Source organism: Streptomyces sp. HB132, assembly GCF_016909575.1.
Taxonomy (GTDB): domain Bacteria; phylum Actinomycetota; class Actinomycetes; order Streptomycetales; family Streptomycetaceae; genus Streptomyces.
Window position 1 is genome coordinate 17,850 of sequence record NZ_JAFBGA010000012.1, and the last position, 17,360, is coordinate 35,209.

Here is a 17,360-nt window from a genome sequence, read left to right on the forward strand (position 1 = left end):
TCCGGGCGGGCGCCGTCCCCCGGGCCCCGGTCGTGGCCCGGCTGTTCAGCGATGCCGCCGGGGGGGGCGGCCACCCGGATCGCCCCGGGCGGCTGCCCGTAGGGGCGGGCCGAGGGACGATCCGCACAGCAGCCGGAAAGGCTGTGGTCCGCCGCCGGGACGGTTCAGTAGCGTGCGGGCATGAGCACTCCCGACGCCACCCCCGCCACGACCGTCTCCGATGCGCATCCCCGCTTCGCCAAGGCCCTCGACGAGATGGGCCTCCAGGTCGACGTGCGCCGCTTCCCCGAAGCCATCCGCACCGCGGCCGAGGCCGCCGCTGCGGTCGGCTGCGCACTCAGCCAGATCGTCAAGTCCCTGATCTTCGAGGCGGACGGCGTACCGGTCCTGGTGCTGATGGACGGCTCCTCACGGGTGGACGTGGAGCTCGTACGGAGCGAGCTGGGCGCCGCGAAGGTCGAGCGGGCGCGGGCCACCGTGGTCAGGGAGACCACCGGATACGCGATCGGCGGCGTGCCGCCCTTCGGCCACCGCACGAAGACCCGGGTGCTGGCCGACCGGGGTCTGCTCGGTCACGCCGAGGTATGGGCCGCCGCGGGCCATCCGCACACCGTCTTCCGCCTCGATCCCGCCACGCTCGTCGAGCTCGCGGGCGGCACCCTCGTGGACGTACGCGAGCCGGCCGCGTGACCCCACTGGTGGCGGCGGCCGTCCTGGCCGCCGCGATCACGCACGCGAGCTGGAACGCCATCGCCCATGCCATACGTGACCAGTTGCTGTCCTTCACCCTGATCTCGGGCGGCGGGGCGCTGATCGGAGCCGTGCTGGCCTCCTCCACACCGGTTCCGGCGTCCGGTGCCTGGCCGTACCTGCTCGCCTCGGCGGCCCTCCACGTGGTCTACATGCTGTTGCTGATGCGTTCGTTCACCCTGGGCGACTTCGGCCAGATGTACCCGATCGCGCGGGGCACCGCTCCACTCGTGGTGACGGTTCTGGCCGCCGTCTTCATCGGTGAGGTCCCGGACGGCTGGGCGACGGCGGGCGTGGCCGTGGCCTCGGCGGGGCTCGTCGGCCTGGCCCTCTGGGGCATCCGGGGCTCCGGCAGCCGCCCCCACGGGCCGGCTGTCCTGGCGGCCCTGGCGACGGGTCTCGCGATCGCCGGCTACACCACGGTCGACGGGATCGGGGTACGCGCCTCGGGGACCCCCGTCGGCTACATCGGCTGGCTGATGCTCGTGCAGGGCATGGTCATCCCGGCGTACGCCTACTGGCGCAGGCGGGGCGAACTGGTCCCTCAGCTGCGCCCGTTCGTCGCCCGGGGACTGCTGGGCGCGGCTCTGTCCGTCCTGGCCTACGGTCTCGTCCTGTGGGCGCAGACGAAGGCCCCGCTCGCCCCGATCGCCGCACTCCGGGAGTCCTCGATCATCGTGGGTGCCCTGATAGGGACGCTCTTCTTCAAGGAGAGGTTCGGCGGCCCCCGGATCGCGGCCGCCGGGCTGATGGTGGTGGGCATCGGGCTGATGCTGCACACGGGTTGACCGGAATCACCCATGGTGCCGCCCCCGTTCCGTCTCGGAGTCCGCCGCGTACCCGGCTCGTCACCCCGTCATCGCCCTGCGGAAGCCCGTGTTGACGGCGAGGAGGCCCCCGTCCACCCGCAGCGTGGTGCCGGTGATCCAGGCCGCGTCCCGGGAGGCGAGGAAGGCTACGGCGGACGCGATGTCGTCCGGTTCGCCGATCCGGCCGAGCGGGTAGAGGGCGCTCGCCCGGTCCAGTTCGGCGTCGCGGCCGGCCCAGGCGTCCGTACGGATCGTGCCGGGGGCGACGAGGTTGACGCGGACGCCGCGTGGCCCCGCGTGACCGGCGAGTGTGCGGGTCAGGCTGGCCAGTCCCGCCTTCGCCGCGCTGTAGGCGTGGCCGCCGAAGTCCTGTTCGCCGTTGACCGATCCGATGGTGACGATCGCTCCCCGGCCGGAGGCCACCAGGTGCGGCAGCGCGGCACGGGAGCAGCGGTAGGGGCCTGTCAGGGTGACGTCCAGGGTGTGGTCCCAGGACGCGTCCTCCTCGTCCTCGAACAGCGCGGCGTCGTCGTGGTTGGCGTAGGCGTTGTTGACCAGGACGTCGAGCCGTCCGAACGCGGCGGCGGCCCGGGCCACCGCCGCGTCGACCGCCGCCCGGTCGCCCACGTCGCAGGCCAGGGATTCGGCGGTGCCGCCCGTCCCGCGTATCTCGGCCGCCGTGCGCTCGGCTCGCCCGGCGTCCAGGTCGGTGACCAGGACGGCCGCGCCCTCGGAGGCCAGCCGGCGGGCGGTGGCCGCCCCGATGCCCTGCCCCGCGCCCGTGAGGAGCGCCGCGTACCCGTGGAAGCGTGGAGGAGTCATAGCGCCGACCGTACTGCCCTGACCAGGGCCTGGGCACGGGGGTCGGCGGTGACTCCCTTCTGCAGACCGTTCGTCACATAGCCGAGCGCGATGCCCGATCCGGGGTCGGCGAAGCCCAGCGAACCCCCGCGGCCGGGGTGTCCGAACGACCCGGGGCCGAGCAGCGGCGCGGCGGGGCCGTGCAGCATGTAGCCGAGTCCGAAACGGGTGTTGACGACCAGCACGCGGTCCGGTCCCGCGGACTCCTCGGTGCGGGCCAGGGTGAGGGTGGCGGGGGCGAACAGCCGCTGCCCGTCGACCTCGCCGATCATCGCGGCGTAACAGCGGGCGAGACCGCGCGCGGTGGCGACGCCGTTGGACGCGGGGAGTTCCGCCGCGCGGTAGGCCGGGGCGTTCTCGTCGGGGAAGGGGTCGATCGCCCCGAAGGCACGGCGGGTGAGCGAGGCCGGGTCAGCGTAGGCCTCGACGACGGAGCGCTTGGGCCGCACGCGAAGAGCACCGCCGCCTTCGGCCGCCGGGGGCTCCACCGGGCCGATCCGCCCGATCCGGTGCGCCTCGTCGGCCGGGAGCCCGAACCAGAAGTCCAGGCCGAGCGGGCGTGCGATCTCCTCCGCGATCCAGCGGCCGATGGTCCGTCCGGTGACCCTGCGCACCAGTTCCGCGACGAGCCAGCTGTACGTCTGGGCGTGGTACCCGTGGTCGGTGCCCGGCTCCCACTGGGGCCGCTGCTCGGCGACGGCCCGCGGCCCCGAGACCTGGTCCGCGGCCTCCTCGGGCGTCAGCGTCGCGTCGAGGGCGGCGAGCCCGGCACGGTGGGCGAGGACGTGACGTACGAGGACACGGTCCTTGCCGTTCGCCTTGAACTCCGGCCAGTACGTGCCGACGGGGGCGTCGAGGTCCACCTGCCCGCGCTGGTGCAGCAGCAGCGGTACGGCGGCGGCGACGCCCTTTCCGGCCGAGCGGACGATCTGCACGGTGTCCACGGCCCAGGGTTCCACGCCGTCGACATCCCTCGTCCCGGCCCACAGATCCACCACCTTGCGGCCGTGCCGGTAGAGGGCGACGGCCGCTCCCCGCTCCCCGCGCTGTTCGAAGTTACGGACGAAAGCGTCCCGTACCGCCTCGAATCCCGGCGCCACCGTGCCTCGTACATCCACGCCTGCTCCCGCGCTCCCGCTCATCCCCCCATGGTGCATCGCGCCGCAGGTGGAACGGGGGGCGGGTCACCATCTGTTCATGAACGCGGAACGGACACGGAACGCGGGTCGAAGCCGAAGGGCAGCTCCAGCCGGTGGCCGCGCATGAGCGCGTCGTCGCACAGCAGGTCCTGCGTACGGTCGTCGGCGACGATCACCCCGTCGCTGAGGATGACGGCGCGCGGGCAGAGTTCGAGGGCGTACGGCAGGTCGTGGGTGACCATCAGCACGGTGACGTCCAAGGACCTCAGGATGTCGGCGAGTTCGCGCCGGGAGGCCGGGTCCAGGTTGGAGGAGGGCTCGTCCAGGACGAGGATCTCCGGCTCCATGGCCAGCACGGTGGCCACGGCGACACGGCGGCGCTGGCCGAAGGAGAGGTGGTGCGGGGGCCGCGCCGCGTACTCCTCCATACCGACCCGTCCGAGGGCGGTCATGACACGCTCCTCCAGCTCCGGGCCGCGCAGTCCGGCCGTGGCGGGCCCGAAGGCGACGTCCTCTCGGACGGTCGGCATGAAGAGCTGGTCGTCGGGGTCCTGGAAGACGATGCCGACGCGCCGTCTGATCTCCGCGAGGTTCCTCTTCTCCACGGGCAGTCCGGCGATCCGGACGGTGCCGGCGCCCGCGTCGAGAATGCCGTTGAGGTGCAGGACGAGGGTGGTCTTGCCCGCGCCGTTGGGACCGAGGAGCGCCACGCGTTCACCGCGGGCCACGGTCAGGTCGACACCGAAGAGCGCCTGGTGGCCGTCGGGGTAGGCGTAGGCGAGGCCGCTGACCTCGAGGGACGGCGCGGGGGCGGGGGGCAGGCTCATACGGTCCATCCCAGCAGACATACGGCGAGGGCGAGCACGGGGAGTGCCGCGGCGTGCGCCCACTGGGTCCGGGAGGCGGTCACCTCGTCGATGACCGGCATGGTTCCGGTGTAGCCGCGGCTGACCATCGCGAGGTGGACGCGTTCCCCGCGCTCGTAGGACCGGATGAAGAGGGCGCCCGCCGTCTTGGCGAGGACGCCCCAGTGCCGTACGCCACCGGCCTCGAAGCCACGTGAGCGGCGGGCGACCGACATGCGGCGCAGCTCGTCGGTGATGACGTCGCCGTACCGGATCATGAACGACGCGATCTGGACGAGCAGGGACGGCAGCCGCAGCCGCTGGAGGCCGAGCAGCAGGGAGCGCAGCTCGGTGGTCGAGGCCAGGATCACCGACGCGGCGACACCCAGGGTGCCCTTCGCGAGTACGTTCCAGGCGCCCCAGAGGCCGGGAACGCTGACGGACACCCCGAGCAGCTCGGTCTGCTCGCCGGGCACGACGAACGGCATGAGCAGCGCGAACGCGACGAACGGCACCTCGATGACGAGCCGCTTCAGCAGGAAGCCGGCGGGGATCCGGGACACCGCGGCGACCCCGGCGAGCAGCACCCCGTACAGCCCGAAGGCCCAGACGGCCTCGCGCGGGGTGGAGACGACGACCACGACGAAGCCGAGTACGGCGGCGATCTTGCAGTGCGGGGGGAGTTCGTGGACGGGCGAGTGCCCGTGCCGGTAGAGCGTGTGTGCGTGGCCGGCGCCCATGTCAGACGGACTCGGTGGTGCGGGTGGTGGGTTCCTCGGGCGTACGGCGCCTGCGCACGGCCCAGAACACCCCGCTGCCGACGGCTACGGTGGCGCCCACTCCGATCACTCCGGCGAGGCCGCCGGAGATACGGGCGTTCTCGACGTCCTTGACGCCGTAGTCGGCGAGCGGTGAGTCGGCGGCGCCGTGTTCCTGGACCTTCTCGTCGATGCCCTTGTCGGCGGCGACCTTCTCCAGGCCGTCGGGGTTCGCGGAGGCGTAGAAGGAGACGAAGCCCGCGAGGACGAGCGCGGCGGCCAGGCCGGCGGCCCAGACCTTGCGTGTGGAGCGGGCCGGGGCGGGCGCGGGCGAGGGGGCGGCGGCCGGGGCGTCGACGAGTGCGCCGTCGACGCGGAGCTTGAGCGGGGTGGCGAGCCCGCGGGCGCCGTGCACCAGGTCGGGACGCACGGCGATCACGGCGCCGACGGTCAGCGCGGTGATGGCCGCCTCGCCGATGCCGATCAGGACGTGGACGCCGACCATCGCGGTGAGGACCTTGCCGAGGGGTACGTCGGTGGTGCCCCCGATCGCGTAGACCGCGGTGAACGCGACGGCGGCGGCCGGGACGGAGACCAGCGCGGCGACGAAGGCCGCGACGGTCGTGGAGCGGCGGGTGCGGGGCAGCACACGGGTCAGCCCCCGGAAGAGGGCGTAGGCGACGACGGTGGTGACGACCCCCATCACCGTGATGTTCACGCCGAGCGCGGTGAGGCCGCCGTCGGCGAAGAGGATGCTCTGCATCAGCAGGACGACAGCTATGCAGAGCATGCCCGTGTAGGGCCCGACCAGGATCGCGGCCAGCGCCCCGCCCAGGAGGTGGCCGCTGGTGCCGGCCGCGACCGGGAAGTTGAGCATCTGCACGGCGAAGACGAACGCGGCGACGAGCCCGGCCAGCGGAGCCGTGCGGTCGTCCAGTTCACGCCGGGCCCCCCGCAGACCGACGGCGACCGCGCCCGCGGCGACGACACCCGCCACGGCGGAGACAGGTGCGTTGATGAAACCGTCGGGTACATGCATGGAGTGGCTCCGCTTTCGGGCGTTACGGCTGGCGGGGTCGGGAAACGCTCCATGATAGGGCCCTGTTGCAAATAGTTCGCAAGAGCGCAGGTTCGACAACTGACCTCGGCCTCGATATGCCCAAATGGGAATATATGGGACATTAGGGGAACAGGTTTCCGTACCGGAGGAGCCGGCCATGTCCCTCGTGATCCAAGAACACGCCCGAGCCCGGCTCATCACCGACGGCCCCGACCCCCGGGTGGTCCCCGTCGAACTGCGCTGCGACCCGCAGGAGCCCGAAACCGTCCACGTCCGGCTTCCCGGAGGCGCCGACTGGGCCGTCGGCCAGGACCTCCTGGAACGCGGCCTGCGCTCCCCCGCCACCCGTGGCGACATAGGGGTGTGGCCCTGCGGCCGCGCCCAGCTGGTCCTGGAACTGCACTCCCCGGACGGCGTCGCGGTCTTCCAGTTCGACAGGGCGCCCTTCATCCGCTTCCTGTCGCGGGTCCGCGCGAGTACGGCGAAGCAGAAGCGTCCGGCGGCCGCCCCCGCCACCGCGACCCGCGCCTGAACAGGGCGGAAGCCCCCGTGCCGCGTGCACGGGGGCTTCCACTCGCCCCGGCCCCCCGTCCCCACAGGTGACCGGCGCTCCGGGGCCGCGCTGCGCTCATCCGCTCAGAAGGCGGCCCCGGGGCTCGTGCGGCTGACGCCGCGGCGCCGACCGCGGGTCAGACGCGGGCCAGCTCCCGCCCCCCGCCACCGTCGGCAGGGCCGTCGGAGAGCTCCTTGCGCAGGCCCTCCCCCTCGACGTCCACGTTGGGCAGCACACCGTCCAGCCGGCGCGGCAGCCACCAGGCGCGCCTGCCCAGCAGGGCGAGCACCGCCGGGACGATGGCCATCCGTACGACGAAGGCGTCGAAGAAGACGGCGATGGCCAGCGAGAAGCCGATCATCTTGACCATCGACTCGCTGGAGCCGATGAAGCCGGCGAAGACGGCCATCATGATCACCGCGGCGGCCGTGACCACCCTGGCACCGTGCCGGAATCCGGTGACGATCGCCTGACCGGGCGTCTCCCCGTGGACGTACGCCTCACGCATCCGGGTGACCAGGAAGACCTCGTAGTCCATCGCGAGACCGAAGACCACACCGATCATGAAGATCGGCATCATGCTCATGATCGGGCCGGTCTGCTCGACCCCGAAGAGCGAGGCGAGCCAGCCCCACTGGAAGACCGCGACGACCGCGCCCAGGGCCGCGACGACCGAGAGCAGGAAGCCGAGGGCCGCCTTGAGCGGCACCAGCAGCGAGCGGAAGACCACCATCAGGAGCAGGAAGGCCAGTCCGACGACGAGTGCCAGGTAGGGCAGCAGCGCGTTGTTCATCTTCTCGGAGAAGTCGATGTTCATCGCCGTGGCGCCGGTGACCAGAACCTCGGCACCGGTGTCGCCCTTGACGTCCGCGCCCGCCTCGCGGATCGAGTGGACGACGTCCTCCGTCTCGACGGAGCTCGGCCGGTCCTCGGGGATGACCGTGATGGTCGCGGCGTCGCCGGCCTTGTTGAAGGCGGCCGGGGTGACGGCGGCGACGTGGCCGATGCCCTCGACCTCCTGGGAGACCCGGTCGACGGCGGCCCTGCCGTCCTCACTGCCCTTCGTGTCCACGACCACCAGCAGTGGACCGTTGAATCCGGGGCCGAAGCCGTCGGACAACAGGTCGTACGCCTGGCGCTGCGTGGTGCTCCTCGGCTGGGAGCCGTCGTCCGGCAGACCCATCTCCAGCGAGGCCGCGGGTACGGCGATGGCACCGAGGCCGATGACCCCGGCCAGCAGCACCCACACCGGCTTGCGCAGCACGAACCGCGCCCAGCGGGTGCCCATGTTCGGCTTCGCGTCGGGCGCGTTCTCCGCCTCGGCGGCCTTGCGCGCCTTGCGCCCCATGACCCGCTTGCCCGCGAAGCCCAGCATCGCCGGGACGAGGGTCAGGGCGATGAGGACGGCGATCACGACGGTACCGGCGGCGGCGAAGCCCATCTTGGACAGCATCGGGATGTTGACGACGGCGAGGCCCACCAGGGCGATGACGACCGTCAGACCGGCGAAGACGACGGCGGATCCCGCCGTGCCGACGGCCCGGCCTGCGGCTTCCTCGCGCTCCCGGCCCTCGGCCAGCTCGGCACGGTAGCGGGAGACGATGAAGAGCGCGTAGTCGATGCCGACCGCGAGACCGATCATCATCGCGAGCGTGGAGGTCGTGGAGCCCAGGTCGAGCACGTTCGCCAGGGCGGTGATCGTGGACACCCCGATGCCGACCCCGATGAGGGCGGTCAGCAGAGGCAGCCCGGCGGCGATCAGCGACCCGAAGGTGATCACCAGGACCACCGCGGCCACGGCGACCCCGATGATCTCGGTGGCACCGGTCTCCGGCATCACCTGGAGCGCGTCACCGCCGATCTCCACGGTCATTCCGCTGCCCTGCGCGGCTTCACCCGCGTCCTCCAGCGCCTCCCGCGTCCCGTCGGTCAGCTCCATCGAGCTGACCTTGTAGGAGACGGAGATGTACGCGGTGGAGCCGTCCTGGCTGACCGCCTTCGCCGCGAAGGGGTCGGCGACCGAGGCGATCTGGTCCGAGCCGGACTTCAGATCTCCGACGATCTCGCGGATCTCGGCCTTGTTGGCCGCCGAGGTCACCTTCTCCTCCCCCGGCGCCTTGAAGACGACCCGGGCGGTCGCGCCGTCGGCGCTGCCTCCGGGGAAGCGCTCGTCGAGCAGGTCGAAGGCCCGCTGGGCCTCCGTACCGGGGATGGAGAAGGAACTGGAGGTGGCGGTGGACGCGGAGGCCGCGCCGAATCCGGCGAGCGCCAGCAGCGCGACCCAGATCAGGGCGACGTAACGGCGACGCCGGAAGGCGATCCGTCCTAGTTTGTAAAGGAATGTAGCCACGAAGGGGGTACTCCCGGTCAGGTCGTTGCGCGGAAGAGGGCGTGAGGAACCAGCCCGACGACGAGAGCGGCGTGTCAGGTGGAGCGTCGGGGAATCAGGTCGTACGGAGGGTCGTGCGAAGGAAAGCGGGGACGTCAGACACCGAGGGCGGGGAACACCACGGCTTCTGCGTAGTCGATGAGGAACGCCTGGTCGACGGTCCGGTCCTCCACCAGCTCACGAGCGGCGAAGGCACCGATCATCATGTGCGGAAGAAAGGACAGCGCCGGATTGTCCGGACGCACTTCACCCCGGTCCACGGCCCGCTGGAGCAGCAGCCCGAGACCGGTGAGTTCCGGCTCGATCAGCAGCTCGCGCAGCGCCTGGAAGAGGTCGGGATTGCCGTGGACCGCCTGGCCGAGCCCCCGCATCAGGGCGGAGTTCTTCTCCATCTGGCAGTCGTCGGTCCGCTGGAGCACGGCGTGGAAATCACCGCGCAGCGAACCGGTGTCGATCTCGGCGAGCTGAACCGGCTTGTTGTGCCGCAGCGCCTTGACGACGAGCTCGGCCTTGCTCCCCCACTGGCGGTAGAGGGTGGCCTTGCTGGAACGGGTACGGGCGGCGACGGCGTCCATGGTCAGGGCTTCATAGCCGACCTCGCCGAGCAGATCGAGCACGGCGGCGTACAGCTCACTCTCGCGCTCGGGCGTGAGCCGGCTGCGTGCCATGTGTCGACCTCCTCTTGATCGCGCCTGCTGGATGGTACGCCAGTCCAAGATCGACCAGCGGAACGAAACTGTTTCGTACACTTTGAAGATACTCCCCACGCTCATCGAAACGAAACAGTTTCGCTTGTGTGCTGCACCACAAGTTGCCGCGAGCCCTTCACATGGAAAGCATTGGGGGGGTGAGTGACGACGTCGCGTATCTCCGTTTCCCGCACCTCCACGAGGATCTGCTCTGCTTCGCGGCGGAGGACGACCTCTGGGTCTCCCCCCTCGCCCCGGCGGGGCAGCGGCCCGGGCGGGCGTGGCGGCTGACTGTCGACCGGACCAGGGTCAGTCATCCGCGCTTCTCGCCCGACGGCGGTCTCATCGCCTACACGACCTGGCGCACGCTCGATCCGGAGATCCACATCGCCCCCGTCGACGGGGGGCCGGCCCGTCGGCTCACCCACTGGGGCTCCACCGACGCGCGGGTCTGCGGCTGGAGCCCCGATCCCGGGGAGTCGTCCCAGATCCTCGCGGTGTCCTCGCACAACCAGCCCTTCTCGTACTTCTCGTGGGCGTACAGCGTCCCCACGGACGGCAGCCCCGGCGGCAAGCTGCCCTGGGGCCCCGTCTCCGACATCGCCGTCGCCGACATCGACGGCGAACGGCGCACCCTGCTGCTCACCGGGAAGCCGCCGCACGAGCCGGCGGCCTGGAAGCGGTACAGGGGCGGCGCCACGGGCCGGCTGTGGCTGCACGGCGAACGGCTGCTGCCCGGCATCGGCGGGCATCTGGACGCGCCGATGTTCGTCGGGCGACGGATCGCCTTCCTCTCCGACCACGAAGGCGTCGGCAATCTCTACTCCTGCCTGATGGACGGCAGCGATCTGCGCCGGCACACGGATCACGACGCGTTCTACGCCCGGCACGCCTCCAGTGACGGCCGCAGGGTCGTCTACCAGTGCGGCGGCGATCTGTGGCTGGTCGAGGACCTGGAGTCGCCCGACGCGGTACCCCGGAAACTGGAGGTGCGGCTCGGAGGCCCGCGGACGGGCCGGCGTACGTACCAGGTGCCGGCGTCCAGCCACGTCGACTCGCTGTCCGTCGACGAGACGGGCCGGGCGAGCGCCGTCTCCGTGCGCGGCAGCCTCTACTGGCTCACCCACCGCGACGGCCCCGCCCGCACGATCGCCGACACCCCGGGGGTGCGGGTGCGGCTGCCGGAGATGCTCGGCAGCAGCGGAAGGGTCGCCTACGTCACGGACGCGGAGGGCGACGACGCGGTCGAGATCGCCTACCTGCCCCGGGCCAGCGGCGACCGTCCGCCCCGCCGGCTGGCCGCAGGACGGCTCGGCAGGGTCCACGAGATCGTCTCCGACCCGGAGGGCGAGCGGCTGGCGATCGCGTCGAACGACGGCCGGCTGCTCCTGCTGGACACCACGGAGGACGCCGCGGAACCGGCCATGGACTTCCTGGGCCCGGACACGGACCCACCGGAAGCGTCCGCGCCGGCGGAACCCTCCGAGCCGGACGAGGGCGTGGCCCCGCCGAGGACCGTCGCCCCGCTGGAGGTCCTCGACCGGACGGACGGCTCGGACGACGGACCCTCCGGCGACATCCCTCCGGGCGACGGCCCCCCGATCGACGGGCACCCGGCCGACGGCCCCCCGGCCGACGGGCTCACCGAGCTCATCCGCTCCGTGAACGGACCGGTCCGCGATCTGGCGTTCTCCCCGGACGGCCACTGGCTGACCTGGTCGCACCCCGGCATCGGCCGGTCGCTGCGGCAGATCAAGCTGGCCAGGATCACCGGCCCGGACGCCCCGGTGATAGTGGATGTCACCAACGGGCGCTTCGAGGACGAGAATCCCGTCTTCACCGGGGACGGCCGCTACCTCGCCTTCCTCTCCTGGCGTGGATTCGACCCGGTGTACGACGTCCACACCGGCGACCTCTCCTTCCCGCTGGGCTGCCGCCCCTATCTGGTCCCCCTCACCTCGGCCACCCCCTCCCCGTTCGCCCTGCTCCCGGACGGCAGGCCGGCCGCGGGCGGCCTGGACCCGGTGGACATCGCCGAGGGCACGGTCGAAGGGCCGACGGTGATGGTGGAGTTCGAGGGGCTGGAGAGCAGGGTGACCCCGTTCCCGGTCTCCGCGTCGAAGTACTCGGCGCTCCAGCCGGTCAGCGGCGGAGGCCTCGTCTGGCTGCGCTGGCCGATCTCCGGAGCGCTGGGCGAGACCTTCGCCAACCCTTCCGACATGTCGGGCCGGCCCACGCTGGAGCACTTCAACATCGCCAGGGCCCGCAGGACCGAACTGGTCGGCCACCTCGACTGGTTCGCGGCCAGCGGGGACGCGTCCCGGCTCGTCGTCATGGACGACGGCGAACTGCGCGCCGTACCGTCCAACGAGCCCGGCGACAACGACACGACGGTCTTCCTCGACCTGCGCCGCATCCTGCACGACGTCGACCCGGCGGCCGAATGGCGCCAGGCGTACGGAGAGGCGGGGCGCATCATCCGCTCCTACTTCTGGGAGCCGGACATGTGCGGCATCGACTGGGACGGCGTACTGGAGCAGTACCGCCCACTGGTCGAACGCGTGGCGTCCCCCGACGAGTTCGCCGATCTGCTGCGCGAGGTCCTCGGCGAACTGGGCACCTCCCACGCGTACGTCTCCCCCGCCCGCCGCAACGAGGGGCCCCCGCACTACCAGCGGGCGATCGGCCTGCTGGGAGCCAACCTCGTCTGCCGGGACGGCGACTGGACGGTGCAGCGCGTCCTGCCCGGCGACTCCTCCGACTCCAAGGCCCGCTCTCCGCTGGCCGGGACAGGAATCCGCGAGGGGGCCGTCCTCACACACGTCGACGGCCGACCGGTCGACCCCGTAGCGGGGCCGTCCCCACTGCTGACGGCCGCCGGCGGCACCACGGTGGAGCTGACGTTCCGCCCGGCCGGAGGTGAGGGCGGCGGCCGGTCCCGCCGCGTCGCGATCGTCCCACTGGTCGACGAACGCCCCCTGCGCTACCAGGACTGGGTGGCCAAACGTCGTGAGGTCGTACGGGAGTTGAGCCACGGGAAGTGCGGCTACCTGCACATCCCCGACATGGGCGGTTCCGGCTGGGCACAGTTCAACCGGGACCTGCGGCTGGAGGTGTCGCGCCCGGCCCTGATCGTGGACGTACGGGGCAACGCGGGCGGCCACATCAGCGAACTGGTCGTCGAGAAGCTCACCCGCACGATCCTCGGCTGGGACCTGACCCGCAACGCCCAGGCGGTCAGTTACGCGTCCAACGCGCCCCGGGGCCCGGTCGTCGCCCTCGCCGACGAGGCCACCTCCTCCGACGGGGACATGATCACGGCAGCGTTCCGGCTGCTGGAGCTGGGGCCGGTGGTGGGCCAGCGCACCTGGGGCGGGGTGGTCGGGATGACCGGGCGGCACCGGTTGGGTGACGGAACGGTGATCACGGTGCCGATGAACGCGGCCTGGTTCGACACGTACGGCTGGTCCGTCGAGAACCACGGCGTCGAACCCGATCTGGAGGCGCTGCGCACCCCGCTGGACTGGGCGGAGGGCCGCCACGCGGTACTGGACGACGCCGTCAGGGTGGCCCTGGACCTCCTGGCGGCCCACCCGGCGGCCACACCCCCCACCTACGACACCGCCCCGAACCTGCGCAGGCCGCCGCTGCCCCCGAGGTGACCGCCGAAGCAGGGCCGACCGGCAGCCGGCCGTGAGCCCGCCCGCTCCGTGCACGCCACGCACCGCACGCGGGCACCCGCACCCAGCACTTCGCACCCCGCGCGAGAAGGGGCGTACCCGGCACCCGGGTACGCCCCAACCGACCGCAGACGTCAGACGCGTCGGCCGTCAGCGCTCGAAGCGCTCACGCGGCTGGTCCGCCGCGTCCTGCGCACGGTCCCGCGCGCCGGGCCGACGGCCCTGAGCCTGGTCCGAGGCGCGGTCCGGACGGCCGGAGGGACGCTCACGCGCCTCGTCCCGCTTGCCGCCCGCCTTCTGCTGCTTGGCCTGGTCGGCAAGCTCCTGCGCCTTGTCCTTGAACTGGTCTGCGATACCCATGCTGTTCACTCCTATGTGGGTGCGTGGGGGTGGCCCCGGTGGGACCTCGCTCAGACTTACACATCGGGACATTCATCGCATTTCGATCATCCGCGCCGCACTCGCGCCTCTCTGTCGGCCGCGCCGCCGGCCCCCACGAGCCCCTTGCTCACCCCGTCGAGCCGGGGCCCGAACCGCTTCATCTCGCGCTGGCCGACCGCCCCTATGACCATCGGCAGATACCCCCGGATCGACTGCATCCCGCGCAGCCACCACTGGGCGTACACGTGCGCGGAGCGCCGTTCGACCCCCTCCACGATCCGGTCGACGGCCGGGCCCAGTGGATACGTCCGGTTCGCCGGCCACGGCAGCCGCTGCCGCAACTCCCGCATGACGTCGTCCTCGTCGGCCCCGCGCACCATGTCCGTGTCGGTCCAGGACAGATAGCCGACCCCGACCTTCACGCCGCGGTGACCGACTTCGCCACGCAGGCAGTGTGCGAACGCCTCCACGCCCGACTTGGACGCGCAGTACGCGCTCATCATCGGCGCCGGGGTGATCGCGGCCAGTGACGCTATCTGGAGGAAGTAGCCGCGGCTCTCGATGAGTACCGGAAGAAAGGCCCGTGCCGTGACCGCGCCGCCTATCAGGTTCACCTCGATGACCCGCCGCCACGCCTCCGGGTCCGAGTCGACGAGCGGACCGCCGGTGGCGACGCCCGCGTTGGCGACGACCACGTCGATCTTCCCGAAGCGCTCCTTGACCTCCTGGGCGACCCGGCTCATCGCCACGTGGTCCGTGACGTCGGCGTACCAGTGGTCGCTCGCGGAGTGCAGCCGCTCCGAGACCTTCTTCAGCTCGTCCGGCTCCAGGCCGACCAGCGCCAGCGTGGCGCCGCGCGCCGAGAGCTTGCGGGCGAGCAGTTCGCCCACTCCCCGCGCCGCGCCCGTGACGACGACGACCTGTCCTTCGAGACTCCGCCTGCCGCTCATGCGACCTCCTCCTCGCTCACGGCTTCCGCCGTGCTGCCCGCACCTTCAAGAGTGACGTACGTGGCCACCAGCTCGCGGAGCTTCGCCGTGACCACCTCGGGCGCCTCGACCGGCGTCATGTGGCCCATGCCCGCCAGTTCGGTGAGCCCGAGGCTGTGCGGCAGCGCGGCTTCGACGGCCCTCGCGTGCACGGGCGGCGTAAGGCGGTCCTCCGTGCCCGCGATCACCGCGGTCGGCAGCCGCAGCTCCCGCAGCCGCGCCTCGAGGTCGAGCTCCGCGAGCACGTGCCCCCAGGCGGCACGCGCCCTGGTGGGACACGCGTGGACGATCCTGGCACAGGCGTCCACGCGTTCCGGCGCGGAACCGCGGCCCATCGTGACGTACTTGAGGATCGCCTTCGACACCGCGTTGACCGGCCCGAGCGGTGCGCGCGCGCCAAGCACCGCCGTGGTGATCCGGGTACGGAGGGCGCCGGCCCTCAGCGGGATCACCAGCGACTCGGCCGTCAGGCGCGAGCTTCCGGTGCTGCACAGCAGCACGGCCGCCCCGTGTTCCCGCACCGCGTCGCGGCCGGCCGCGGCCATCAGCGTCATGCCGCCCATGGAGTGGCCGCCGAGGACCGCTTTCCGCCCGGGCTCGAGCGTGGCCTTCAGGACCGCTTCGAGGTCGTCGGCCAGCGCACGCGTGCTGTATCCGCCGGCACCCGCCTCGGGGGTGCGCCCGTGGCCCCGCTGGTCGTAGACGACGACCCGGTGGTCCACCGCCAGGTCACGCACCTGGGCGTCCCAGAAGCGGGTGTTGCAGGTCCAGCCGTGCGCCAGGACCACGGCGGGCGCGCCCTCGGGGCCGTGCAGTTCGACGTGCACACGCGAACCGTCGGCGGAGACGACGTCCATTTCGCGCACGGGCACGGGCGGAGTGTTCGCGAGCTGTGTCAGCCGGCTCATCGTGCGGCCTCCTCGGTCACGGCCTGTGCCGTGGAGTGGGTGACGGGAGGACGGATGACCTCGTACTCCCCCAGGTCGACCGAGCGCGTGGCCCGCCGGAACTCGGCGGTCGTGCCCGGCCAGACCGTGGTGTTGCGTCCGTTGGCGTCGAGGTACCAGCTGGTGCAGCCGCCGGTGTTCCAGACGGTCCGCTTCATCCGGTCCTGGACGCGCCGGTTCCAGGCGCCGACGGCGGAGGGCCGCGCGTCGAGTGCGGCACGCCCGCCGAGGACGTCCAGTTGGCGCAGGTAGTCGGCCATGTAGTTCAGCTGGGACTCGATCATGAGGATCATGGAGGAGTTCCCGAGACCCGTGTTGGGGCCGATGATCGTCATCCAGTTGGGGAAGCCCGCGGCGGTCGCGCCCCGCAGCGCCTGCATCTCGTCCTTCCACGATTCGGCGAGGGTGATGCCGTCGGCGCCGACGACCCGGCTGGCGATCGGCATGTCCGTCACGTGGAAGCCGGTACCGAGGATGATCACGTCGGCCTCGGTCTCCGAGCCGTCCGACCCGACCAGGGTCGAGCCCCGCACCTCGGACAGACCGGAGTCGACCACGTCGACGTTGGGCTGCGCGAGCGCCGGGTAGTAGGCGTTGGAGAGCAGGATGCGCTTGCAGCCGATGCGGTACGAGGGGGTCAGCTTGGCCCTCAGGGCGGGGTCCTTGACGGCCCGCGCCATGTTGGACTTGGCTATCGACTCGACGAGCCCGAGCTGGTTCGGGTGCTTGGTGAAGGCGCCGACCTGCAACTCCCGGATGCCCCACAGGAGTCCGCGGCGCGCGGTGGCCGTGAAGGGCAGGGCCCGGTGCAGCCACTTCTCGGCACCGCTGATGGCGCGGTCCATGCGCGGCATCACCCAGGGCGGGGTCCGCTGGAACAGGGTGAGCCGGCCCGCCTTCGGCTGGATCTCCGGGACGATCTGGATCGCGGAGGCGCCGGTGCCGATCACCGCGACGCGCTTGCCGCTCAGGTCGTAGTCGTGGTCCCACTGGGCGGAGTGGAAGACCTTGCCGGGGAATGCGGCGAGCCCCGGAATGTCCGGCAGCTTCGGATCGGAGAGCGGGCCGGTGGCGGACACGACCGCGTCGGCGGTGATCGTGGAGCCGTTGGCCGTCTCGATCACCCAGTGCAGCTCGTCGTTGTCCCAGCGCATGACGGTGACTTCGTGGTCGAGCCTGAGGTGCGGGCGCAGCCCGAAGGTGTCCGCCACGTGCTCCAGGTAGGCGCGGATGTGCTGCTGCCCGGAGAAGGTGCGCGGCCAGTCGGGGTTGGGCGCGAAGGAGAACGAGTACAGGTGGGACGGTACGTCGCAGGCGCAGCCCGGGTAGCTGTTGTCGCGCCAGGTGCCACCGACGGAACCGGCCCGTTCGAGGACCAGGAAGTCGGTGACGCCTTCGCGGCGGAGCCGGACCGCGGCCCCGAGGCCCCCGAATCCGGATCCGATCACCGCCACTCGTACGTGCTCGTGCTGGGCCATGCTGCCGCCTCCCCGCGGTACGTGACACGACT

General features: G+C 71.8%; 15 protein-coding genes. 4 read left to right on the forward strand and 11 right to left on the reverse strand.

The window, feature by feature from the left end; all coding sequences use genetic code 11:
* The first annotated feature begins 180 nt into the window (after positions 1–180).
* Together JOC24_RS23940 and JOC24_RS23945 are read left to right on the forward strand one after the other, a co-directional pair.
* Entirely contained in the window at positions 181–690 is a 510-nt protein-coding gene (locus tag JOC24_RS23940; RefSeq protein ID WP_205022447.1) for a YbaK/EbsC family protein, read from the forward strand.
* Positions 687–1,538 (forward strand): DMT family transporter, encoded by an 852-nt coding sequence (locus JOC24_RS23945; RefSeq protein ID WP_205022448.1) that lies wholly within the window; start codon positions 687–689, stop codon positions 1,536–1,538. The genes JOC24_RS23940 and JOC24_RS23945 overlap by 4 nt, the downstream gene beginning before the upstream one ends.
* Positions 1,539–1,598: 60 nt before the next feature.
* Here the strand turns inward: JOC24_RS23945 and JOC24_RS23950 are convergent, their stop codons facing one another.
* The 5 genes from JOC24_RS23950 to JOC24_RS23970 form a co-directional block, all read right to left on the reverse strand.
* Complete coding sequence (locus JOC24_RS23950) at positions 1,599–2,381, reverse strand: SDR family NAD(P)-dependent oxidoreductase (protein WP_205022449.1); 783 nt, start codon at positions 2,379–2,381, stop codon at positions 1,599–1,601.
* Positions 2,378–3,538, reverse strand: coding sequence for a serine hydrolase domain-containing protein (locus tag JOC24_RS23955; protein ID WP_205022598.1), 1,161 nt, complete (start codon positions 3,536–3,538; stop codon positions 2,378–2,380). The genes JOC24_RS23950 and JOC24_RS23955 overlap by 4 nt, the downstream gene beginning before the upstream one ends.
* Before the next feature lie 77 nt (positions 3,539–3,615).
* Positions 3,616–4,386 carry an energy-coupling factor ABC transporter ATP-binding protein gene (locus JOC24_RS23960; RefSeq protein ID WP_205022450.1) on the reverse strand — a complete coding sequence of 257 codons (771 nt, stop codon included), beginning with the start codon at positions 4,384–4,386 and terminating at the stop codon, positions 3,616–3,618.
* Positions 4,383–5,144 carry a cobalt ECF transporter T component CbiQ gene (cbiQ, locus tag JOC24_RS23965; RefSeq protein ID WP_205022451.1) on the reverse strand — a complete coding sequence of 254 codons (762 nt, stop codon included), beginning with the start codon at positions 5,142–5,144 and terminating at the stop codon, positions 4,383–4,385. Before cbiQ ends, JOC24_RS23960 begins: the two co-directional genes overlap by 4 nt.
* Position 5,145: 1 nt before the next feature.
* A complete protein-coding gene (locus JOC24_RS23970; protein ID WP_205022452.1) occupies positions 5,146–6,201 on the reverse strand; it encodes an energy-coupling factor ABC transporter permease in 1,056 nt (351 codons plus the stop codon).
* 178 nt (positions 6,202–6,379) lie between these two features.
* Between JOC24_RS23970 and JOC24_RS23975 the strand changes: the two genes are divergently transcribed.
* Positions 6,380–6,754: an SsgA family sporulation/cell division regulator gene (locus tag JOC24_RS23975; protein WP_205022453.1), complete on the forward strand. Its 375-nt coding sequence runs from the start codon at positions 6,380–6,382 to the stop codon at positions 6,752–6,754.
* A 157-nt stretch (positions 6,755–6,911) separates the two neighbouring features.
* On the opposite strand, the gene JOC24_RS23980 is transcribed toward JOC24_RS23975, so the two are convergent.
* Together JOC24_RS23980 and JOC24_RS23985 are read right to left on the reverse strand one after the other, a co-directional pair.
* Positions 6,912–9,125, reverse strand: coding sequence for an MMPL family transporter (locus JOC24_RS23980; protein ID WP_205022454.1), 2,214 nt, complete (start codon positions 9,123–9,125; stop codon positions 6,912–6,914).
* Between the two features lie 134 nt (positions 9,126–9,259).
* Positions 9,260–9,832: a TetR/AcrR family transcriptional regulator gene (locus JOC24_RS23985; protein WP_205022455.1), complete on the reverse strand. Its 573-nt coding sequence runs from the start codon at positions 9,830–9,832 to the stop codon at positions 9,260–9,262.
* 179 nt (positions 9,833–10,011) lie between these two features.
* Between JOC24_RS23985 and JOC24_RS23990 the strand changes: the two genes are divergently transcribed.
* On the forward strand, positions 10,012–13,515 hold the full coding sequence (locus JOC24_RS23990) for a S41 family peptidase (protein WP_205022456.1): 3,504 nt from the start codon (positions 10,012–10,014) through the stop codon (positions 13,513–13,515).
* 168 nt (positions 13,516–13,683) lie between these two features.
* Here JOC24_RS23990 and JOC24_RS23995 read toward each other — a convergent pair whose 3' ends face one another.
* The 4 genes from JOC24_RS23995 to JOC24_RS24010 form a co-directional block, all read right to left on the reverse strand.
* Entirely contained in the window at positions 13,684–13,893 is a 210-nt protein-coding gene (locus JOC24_RS23995; protein ID WP_205022457.1) for a hypothetical protein, read from the reverse strand.
* An 86-nt stretch (positions 13,894–13,979) separates the two neighbouring features.
* Entirely contained in the window at positions 13,980–14,864 is an 885-nt protein-coding gene (locus JOC24_RS24000) for an SDR family oxidoreductase (RefSeq protein WP_205022458.1), read from the reverse strand.
* Positions 14,861–15,811: an alpha/beta fold hydrolase gene (locus JOC24_RS24005; protein WP_205022459.1), complete on the reverse strand. Its 951-nt coding sequence runs from the start codon at positions 15,809–15,811 to the stop codon at positions 14,861–14,863. Before JOC24_RS24005 ends, JOC24_RS24000 begins: the two co-directional genes overlap by 4 nt.
* Positions 15,808–17,328 carry a flavin-containing monooxygenase gene (locus tag JOC24_RS24010; RefSeq protein WP_205022460.1) on the reverse strand — a complete coding sequence of 507 codons (1,521 nt, stop codon included), beginning with the start codon at positions 17,326–17,328 and terminating at the stop codon, positions 15,808–15,810. Before JOC24_RS24010 ends, JOC24_RS24005 begins: the two co-directional genes overlap by 4 nt.
* Positions 17,329–17,360 lie beyond the last annotated feature (32 nt).